We start from the raw sequence: 7461 nt of genomic DNA on the forward strand, positions 1-7461 counted from the left end.
GGCGGGACACCCTGCTCCCACCGCCGCCGCACCTGCTCGACCAACTCCACATCGTCCATGGCACCCCATTCTGCTCCACCGATCGGGAAGCTCCCGCGTCTGCACCTATCCGCTCGTGCCGCTGATCGAGCGATCACTGCACCCCACGAGCAGCAGGACCACACCCCCGCATCACGCACGCAGGCCACGGCAGCATCTCCATCATGCCGCTGATACTGCCGTGCCGGTTCCCGGTCCAGGTTCTGCCTGCTCCCGGAGTCCTGATCATGACCGGATCGGGGCCGGATCAGGAACCGGCCGGGCTCGCCGCTGGGGGCGTGCCTGGGAGCCGGAACACGGCCCTGTGGGCGTGCCGGGGCCCACCGCCCGCCAGGACGGCGTTCAGCGCCTCCGCCTCGTCGTGACCAGGATCGCCCGCGCCGCACCGACGATCTCTGCGATCGAGGCCACGTCCGTGCCCGATCGAGCGGCAGTCGACACAGATGCTGCTGTCGTGTATTACTTTGCTGCGGAAGAGATCTCGATTTCAGTTCATGAACCAGAAGCAGCAACGCATCGGAAACCACCAGCTCGAAGCGATCCGCCTGCTCACCAACCACGAGCGGGACTCTCCGGGTCCCCGTTCGCGGTCGTGCTGGTCGGCCAACCTACCCTGCGGCACCGCCTCCGCCTCGGTGTGCTCGCCGCGCTGGACCAGCGCATCGCCGTGCGCTACACGATCGCCGGGATGAGCGCAGCCGACACCGCCGACTACATCCGCCACCACTGTCGCATCGCCGGCCGCGACGAGACCCTGTTCTCCGACGACGCGATCGGGCTCATCCGTGGGCGCCTCACGCGGACACCCGCGCGCGGTGAACGACCTCGCATTGCACGCGCTTACCGCCGCCTTCGCCGCCGACCACGCCATCGGCGGCGAGATCGCCGCGGACTGAACCCGACCCCCATCAACCCGACCACCACCGCGTCAACCTGACGACCACCCCGTCACCACGCCCACCACGGCCCCGCTCACCACCCCCGAGCGGGGCGTTCTCGCACCGCATCGTCGTCAACCTCAATGACGCCGTCACCTTCAACGACGCGCAACACCTTCGGGCCTCCACCTCACACAACAGCATATATTCGTACTGATATAACCTGGGGAGGTGAACCGAGGTGACGAGAAACCGATCCGATGGGTGGGTAGCGCACTCGACGACCTGCGCGATCTGCCCGCCGCCGCACAGGACGATCTCGGCTACCAACTCGGCCGGGCCCAACAGGGGCTCGATCCGGACGACTGGAAACCGATGAAGGATGTCGGGCCCGGATGCCGCGAGATCCGGGTCCACACTCCGGACGGCGCCTTCCGAACGTTCTACGTCGCCCAGTTCGGCGAGGCGATCTACGTGCTGCACTGCTTCCACAAAAAGACACAGAAGACCTCGAAAGCAGACATCGACCTCGGCCGACGCCGCTACAAGGCAGCCCAGGCGTACGCACAGGAGAGATCATGACCGACAAAGACATCACCGAAACCACCTCCGTGTGGGAGGCGATCAGTGACACCCCCGGCGAGGCCTACAACCGGCAGTTGCGCGCCGACCTGATGACCGCGATACGCGCACAGATCGACCGTTTCGGCTGGTCCCAGGCCGTGGCCGCCGACAACCTCGGCGTCACCCAACCGCGGATCTCGGACCTGCACCGCGGCAAACTGAGCAAGTTCTCCCTCGACGCCCTGGTCAACCTCGGCAGCAAGGTCGGCGTCCACCTCGACGTCCACATCGACACCGACCGCACCCTCACCGGCCACTGACCACGGCACGCCGCCAGGACCACTCGGTCCGTGAGGCTCGGACACGCCCGCGGCCGCCGAAAAATCGACCTCGAGCATCATCTGCGGGGCGACTCCCTCCCGTCACCGGGCGTCACCGATCAGCTGATAGCGATGGCGCCCGGCCGCTCGCCGGCCCCCCTTGGGCGCGTCGACCCGGACATGCATCGCCTGCCGCCGCCATGACGTCCTCGCTGGGACCGCCCCCGCACCAGCGCGACCGGGAACCGGACCGGTTCGGCCCTGATGGCGAACCTGCCCCGCCGTCGCCGCGCGGGCTGAACCAGCCACCGACAAATGCGGAGCCCGAACATCCGGCACACCGGCCCCGGCGGACGGCGGCGCGCTGAACGGTGAAAGATACCGGTTCCTGTTGGCGCGCAGTCCTATTCCGATGCTCACGCCGACCAGTAGCGCCTGCTCGACGTCAATCCGACGTTCGCCACCCTGCTGGGACATGACCTGCACGAGATCGCCGGCCCGCATGTCCACCAGGTGATCCACCCGGATGACATCTCCATCGGCTCGCCGCGAACGCAGTCGACGATGACGCCCGTGACCATCCGACGCACATGAGAACCCGGAACGGCTACGCGGCAACACGGATAGGCGAAAATTCGAATGCGGACAGTCCCCGGCCCGAGGCCGGGGACTGTCCTCGCGTGTGAAGCCTCGCGCGGGTCAGTTGCCGAACCGGAACCAGAACCGGATCACCCGGCCGAGGGCGACGATCACCTTCGCAAAGTCGCGGAGACCGGCGGTGCTGCCGGTGAGGATAACGATGAGGACGGCGGTGACCAGGCAGGCCGTCACGAAGAAGACGAAGCAGGCGGCAATCACCAAGGCGATCGAGACGAGAATTTCGGGTTGGGCCATGTGAACCCCTTTCTGTTGGCGGACACGCGACGACAGCGACCGTTGTGGTGCTGCCCAATGAGTGATCTCCAACAGAGGGACAGGCCCTCACCCCACCGCAGGTGGGATACCCAAATCATCGCTTGGACCTGGCACTTCCGTCAATAGCCTCGGACCCCGACGAACACGACCACGGTGGCAGGGTTCGCGGCGACCTCCTACGTCCAGGCTTGGTCCGGTGGGGCTTCGTCCTGGACATAGACCCCGCCGGCGGACCGTCGAGCAATGTGAGCATCGGCTCACGGGCTGCCGGAGAGGCACCGGCGAGCATGTCGCCCCGGTGTTCCTTCCAGTCGTCCCAGTCCCAGCCCGCACCGGCATCGATGCAGCTCTCGGCAACTTCCACAGGCTCACCGTTATCGGGACCCGGCACCTCGGTCGGCCCGTCAGGATCACGGACGACTACCTCTCCACCTTCACGACTGCCCGCCCTCGTCACGACGTACCCAGCGACTCCGCGAGCACCGTCATGTGAGAGGAAAGGCGCAGGATCAGTCCTCCTCAGCTACCTGCTCTTCGACGGCGCCTTCATCGACGCCGCAATCGGCCTGGGACGACGGGATGCGCAACTGCTCCTGGCGAACGGGGACGGCACATCCTGGCTCACGGCGGCTCCGAAGCACGTCGCTCCCGACCGGATCTCGGTGCGCGCCGCGAAGCAGGCGCACGGCGCAGCGCTGCGACATTCATCGTGAGCTAGGAGAACCGCGACTGCGATCACGCTGCCCGGGCACACCACAGCATCGATGCTGGCGGTCTGCACCCGCGGGAAGGCCGCTCATCGCCAACGCGGTCACCGACGTCGGTCCTTGACGGGTTGTCACGGTCCCCTCCCAGACCGGGGCCCGCGAGAAGAGAAAAGTGTTGAGAGCGGTGCGCCTCTCGCGGATTTCTCCGAGTTCACCGTGGGCAGGGCCGCGCGGCGGGATCGGAACGGCCGCCGCGAAAGTGCGACGGGTGCCCCACCTGATGAACCCGTCAGACCGACCGCAGGGACGCGACTCAGAGAAGATCGAGATGCAGCCGCAAAGCTTCCTCGAGCGCAGCAAGCGTTCTCGTCGAAAGCTTCCCGACCGGGTCACCGTCGAGACGACGCACCGACACCGAACGAACCTGTTCCGCTTGAGCCTTCGACTCACGCGGCATACCCGATTCGTCAGGTTCGACGAGAACCTGAAATGCGAACACATGTGCCGTGTTACTCGTCAACGGCACCACAGTGACCACCCCCTGACCGAGCCGCTCCGCGGTCGCATTGGCGCGATCATTACTCACCACAACAGCGGGTCGACGCTTGGCCGCTTCACTGCCCTGCGCCGGATCAAGATCAACCCAGTGCACCTGACCCCGGCGGATCATTCGCCATCTGCCGAAGTGACGTCCCAGTCGTCGTCGACACCACCCTCGACAAAAGCCGCCGCGTAATCGCGCTCGAGACCCACCTCCCCGAGCATCCGAACCGCGGCTCGAATCCCCGCCGACCGGCCACCCAGACCGTGGTCACGAACATACGCGTCGAGGACGCGCGCGTCCTCGTCGGGCAAACTGATCGTGAACCTCGTCGTCATACTGCAATCATACTCCAGTATGAAAAGGCAGGAAAAGCCGGAAACCAACCGCCGGCATCCCAGGCGGCCCACCACGATGCGCGGATGCTCCGATGATGGCCAACCAGTCCTCGTGCAGCGAAACTCACCGCAAGGACGCCGATCCCACGCCCAGACAATCGCTCCACGAGTGAGAATTTCTCGTGAACGGCCGTCCGGCCGCTGACGCGCGTGTGCTGGCAGGCCCTGCTCGGGGTCCGTCACCACCTCGACAGGGCATCGGTGGTTGGTCGTGACAGGGGCAGAGCGGGCATCTCGATCAGGGCGTTCATCGCACGACCGGGCTGATCGGGCCGCCGTCGAGCAGCGCTGCCGCCTCGTCCGAGCACCCCGGCTGGCGGCCGGCGATCACCCTCGGCGCCACCCCGCACGCACCAGCTGTGGGCGGGTAACCCGACGGGAGCGTCTACCCCTGTACACCCGGCAGCGGGGAACCCACTGTGAACGTCGCACCGAACGGATCGGCGACATCGGCGGTCCGCCCGTACGGCATGTCCGTCGGATCGTCCGCGGTGCCCCCGTTCGCCCGCGCGGCGGCGACGGCCGCGTCGGTGTCGACGACCTGGAAGAGCGTGCCCCAGCAGGACGCCGAGGCGGACGGGTCGCCCACGATGCCGCCGATCTCGTGCCCGTCCGGTCTGCGCAGAAAGGTGAAGTCCACGCCGGGCAGGTCGTCGTTCCCGTCCAGCGTGAAGTCGAACACCGCCGCGTAGAACTCCCGCGCCGGGCCGGGATTCGGGGTCACCAAGTCGTTGCGCAACAACGTGTTCGGCTCGTTCACGAGCTCACAGCCGACGTGCGCCCGCCCCTGCCACAGGCCGAACTGCGCCCCGGACGGATCCCGCACCATCGCCATCCGACCCTGGTCGGCGATGTCCATCGGCTCCATCAGCAGCGTGCCACCCGCGGCGGCGGACCGAGCGACCGTCGCATCGAGATCGTCGGTCGCCAGGTAGACGTTCCACCAGAACTCGGTGGCGCTCTCGTCGGGATTCGGCATCAGCGCGGCGACCTTCTTGCCGCCGAGCAGACACATCGTGTACCGCCCGTACTCCTCGGGACCGACGTCGAACTCCCAACCGAAGACCGACCCGTAGAAGGCCATCGCCCGGTCGAGATCCGGGATGCCCAGGTCGATCCAGGTGGGGGTGCCGAGGGGTTGATTCGTCGTGACCGCGCTCATCGCTGCTCCTCCGTCGGGCGGATACCGACTCGACGCTAGCCCGCGGCACCGACATTCGACGGCAGAGCCACCGGATTCGCTGTCGCGCTCCGCGAACCGACGGCACCTCCCGTTCGGTCCGCGTTTCGCCACGAGCACACCACTGAATGACACACTGCGCTCATGACCGCCGCCGGCCCATTCGCGACCGCTGGGACGGACTCGAAGCCAGATCGCAGATCGCTGCTCGGCCACGGTCCCGCCCCACCGGTCCGCGGCCGCCTACTGCTCGCCTCGCTCGCGGCCACGCCTCGACTGCGCGAGGACGCAGTCCGGTACTACCTCGCCACGACTTCGCACACTGGCTCGAACGCGGACCAGGCCGCCCACCCGGCCCCCGGTCGACGACGGCGCCTGAACACCGGACGCCGACGAGTACCCGGCACGGTCCCAGCAACACCGCCGCCGGTTGTCATCACCCGGCCGGGTCGGCACCCTCAGGTACCGCAGAATTCTATTGTTCCTCACCCGAACCCAGCGGACGCCGCGCTCAACCTCGACACCACCGAACGCGTTCATGCTGTAGTGGCACCAACGACGGGCGTTCAGCGCCTCCGCCTTTCGTGTCCTGCCTATATCTTTCGTGTCCAGGATCACCTGCGCCGCCCTCGGTGGGGCTTGCCATCGCCGCCACGTCCATGACCCGGCAGAGTCGCAGCCGACAGTGGCAGGTTCTGCGCCACCGTGTATTTCGTTGCTGCTGCGGAGCTCTCGCTGTCGGATCCCGACCCAGTAGGAGCAACGCATCACGCCCTCACCGCCGGCGCTGCTCAGGCGTCGACAGCCACGAACGATGATCCGGATCGGCCAGCACCTCCGCCAGGGCCCTAACCCAGCACCCGTCGCCCGACGGGTGCCGAGGCGCAGAACGGCGGCCCTGCGGGCGGCTACAGATGCTCGGTGGTGCGTTTGCCGATGGTGGTGCTCAGCGCGTCGAGTTCGGCGAGTACGGCGGTGGCGGCCCAGATCTGGTTGCGCTTACTCTCGGACAGCACCTCGAGCACCCCGGCCGCAGTAAGCCGGCCGAGCGCGCGGTACGCGCTCGCATCGGTGGTGCCGGTGATCCGCTGGGCCGTGTCGGCGCTGAAGATCGGGGTGCCGAGGAGGGCGTCGATGATCTTCTCGTCGGCGGAGTTGCTGCGCGGCCGGGCGATGTCGCGCCAATGGCCGGGGAGTTCGGCCAGGGCGCGGGCGGAGTCCTGCGCGGCCTCGCTGGAGACGATCGCCGCACGGGCGACGTACTCGACGAAACCCTCGGCATCGCCCGCTCGGTAGCGGGTCAGGCGGTCGAAGTAGCGGCGGGTGTCGGCGAGCATCACCGACGCCAACGGCACGGTGACCCGATATGTGAGGCCGCGGCGGCGCAGGATCGCGCTGATCAAGGCGCGGCCGATGCGTCCGTTGCCGTCGGTGAACGGGTGAATGGACTCGAACTGGGCGTGCGCAATCGCAGCCTGCGCGAGGATCGGCAGGTCGGTGCGGTTCGCGAACACGAGCAGGTCCGCCATCAGCTCGTCAACCAGTTCCGGTGGCGGGGGCACGAACAGCGCGTCGATCGGGGTGTAGTCGCTGCCGCCGATCCAGTTCTGCACGTCGCGGAACTGGCCGGAGTCGCGGGCGGTGTAGAAGTCCGGTGCCATCAACAACCGGTGCGCACCGAGCACGGTGACATCGGTAATCGGGCCGGCGCCGGCCGCGTCGACCATCGCGATCAGCGCCTTGACAGCGGCGAGCTGAGACTTCGCCTCCGCACTGGCCTTGCCACCGGCCAGCGCCTTGCCGAACGCCCGCCAGCCCGCGTCGATATGCTCGATCTTCGACGACGCCACCGACTCACTGCGCAGCAGAAAATCCGACAGCGGCGCCAGGTGCTCACCGAAGCCCGCCTCGAGGCGGGC

At 67.5% G+C, this 7461-nt stretch carries 8 protein-coding genes and 1 pseudogene; 4 read left to right on the forward strand and 5 right to left on the reverse strand.

All coding sequences use genetic code 11. The features are described 5' to 3' along the window. The first annotated feature begins 203 nt into the window (after positions 1 to 203). The 4 genes and pseudogenes from AZG88_RS54320 to AZG88_RS28100 all read left to right on the forward strand — a co-directional run bounded on the left by AZG88_RS54320 (position 204) and on the right by AZG88_RS28100 (position 1801). On the forward strand, positions 204 to 404 hold the full coding sequence (locus AZG88_RS54320; RefSeq protein WP_231914232.1) for a hypothetical protein: 201 nt from the start codon (positions 204 to 206) through the stop codon (positions 402 to 404). A gap of 150 nt (positions 405 to 554) precedes the next feature. Then, positions 555 to 935, forward strand: a pseudogene (locus tag AZG88_RS52955) (ExeA family protein); the annotation flags it as partial. A 213-nt stretch (positions 936 to 1148) separates the two neighbouring features. Next, the gene (locus tag AZG88_RS28095; protein ID WP_061043274.1) at positions 1149 to 1499 is read left to right on the forward strand and encodes a type II toxin-antitoxin system RelE/ParE family toxin; all 351 of its coding nucleotides are present in this window, start codon (positions 1149 to 1151) and stop codon (positions 1497 to 1499) included. Then, positions 1496 to 1801, forward strand: a complete 306-nt coding sequence (locus AZG88_RS28100) for a helix-turn-helix domain-containing protein (protein WP_061043273.1) — start codon at positions 1496 to 1498, stop codon at positions 1799 to 1801. The genes AZG88_RS28095 and AZG88_RS28100 overlap by 4 nt, the downstream gene beginning before the upstream one ends. 699 nt (positions 1802 to 2500) lie before the next feature. Here AZG88_RS28100 and AZG88_RS28110 read toward each other — a convergent pair. The 5 genes from AZG88_RS28110 to AZG88_RS28140 all read right to left on the reverse strand — a co-directional run. Further along, positions 2501 to 2695, reverse strand: a complete 195-nt coding sequence (locus tag AZG88_RS28110; RefSeq protein ID WP_061043271.1) for a hypothetical protein — start codon at positions 2693 to 2695, stop codon at positions 2501 to 2503. Between the two features lie 1041 nt (positions 2696 to 3736). Continuing rightward, positions 3737 to 4093 (reverse strand): type II toxin-antitoxin system PemK/MazF family toxin, encoded by a 357-nt coding sequence (locus AZG88_RS28125; RefSeq protein WP_061043268.1) that lies wholly within the window; start codon positions 4091 to 4093, stop codon positions 3737 to 3739. Beyond that, positions 4090 to 4302 carry a ribbon-helix-helix domain-containing protein gene (locus AZG88_RS28130; protein ID WP_037232310.1) on the reverse strand — a complete coding sequence of 71 codons (213 nt, stop codon included), beginning with the start codon at positions 4300 to 4302 and terminating at the stop codon, positions 4090 to 4092. Before AZG88_RS28130 ends, AZG88_RS28125 begins: the two co-directional genes overlap by 4 nt. Before the next feature lie 445 nt (positions 4303 to 4747). Next, positions 4748 to 5524 (reverse strand): VOC family protein, encoded by a 777-nt coding sequence (locus AZG88_RS28135; RefSeq protein ID WP_061043267.1) that lies wholly within the window; start codon positions 5522 to 5524, stop codon positions 4748 to 4750. Positions 5525 to 6450: 926 nt separating this feature from the next. Further along, on the reverse strand, positions 6451 to 7461 hold a 1011-nt coding region (locus AZG88_RS28140; protein ID WP_061699785.1), incomplete at its 5' end, for a Fic family protein.

Origin of the sequence: Rhodococcus sp. LB1, from assembly GCF_001583455.1 — a bacterium.
Classification (GTDB): domain Bacteria; phylum Actinomycetota; class Actinomycetes; order Mycobacteriales; family Mycobacteriaceae; genus Rhodococcus_F; species Rhodococcus_F opacus.

Excerpts from the sequence above, each read along its gene's own strand:
- AZG88_RS28110 (WP_061043271.1), bottom strand. The coding sequence starts at position 2,695 with ATGGCCCAACCCGAAATTCTCGTCTCGATCGCCTTGGTGATTGCCGCC.
- AZG88_RS54320 (WP_231914232.1), top strand. The coding sequence starts at position 204 with ATGCCGCTGATACTGCCGTGCCGGTTCCCGGTCCAGGTTCTGCCTGCT.
- AZG88_RS28125 (WP_061043268.1), bottom strand. The coding sequence starts at position 4,093 with ATGATCCGCCGGGGTCAGGTGCACTGGGTTGATCTTGATCCGGCGCAG.
- AZG88_RS28100 (WP_061043273.1), top strand. The coding sequence starts at position 1,496 with ATGACCGACAAAGACATCACCGAAACCACCTCCGTGTGGGAGGCGATC.
- AZG88_RS28130 (WP_037232310.1), bottom strand. The coding sequence starts at position 4,302 with ATGACGACGAGGTTCACGATCAGTTTGCCCGACGAGGACGCGCGCGTC.
- AZG88_RS28135 (WP_061043267.1), bottom strand. The coding sequence starts at position 5,524 with ATGAGCGCGGTCACGACGAATCAACCCCTCGGCACCCCCACCTGGATC.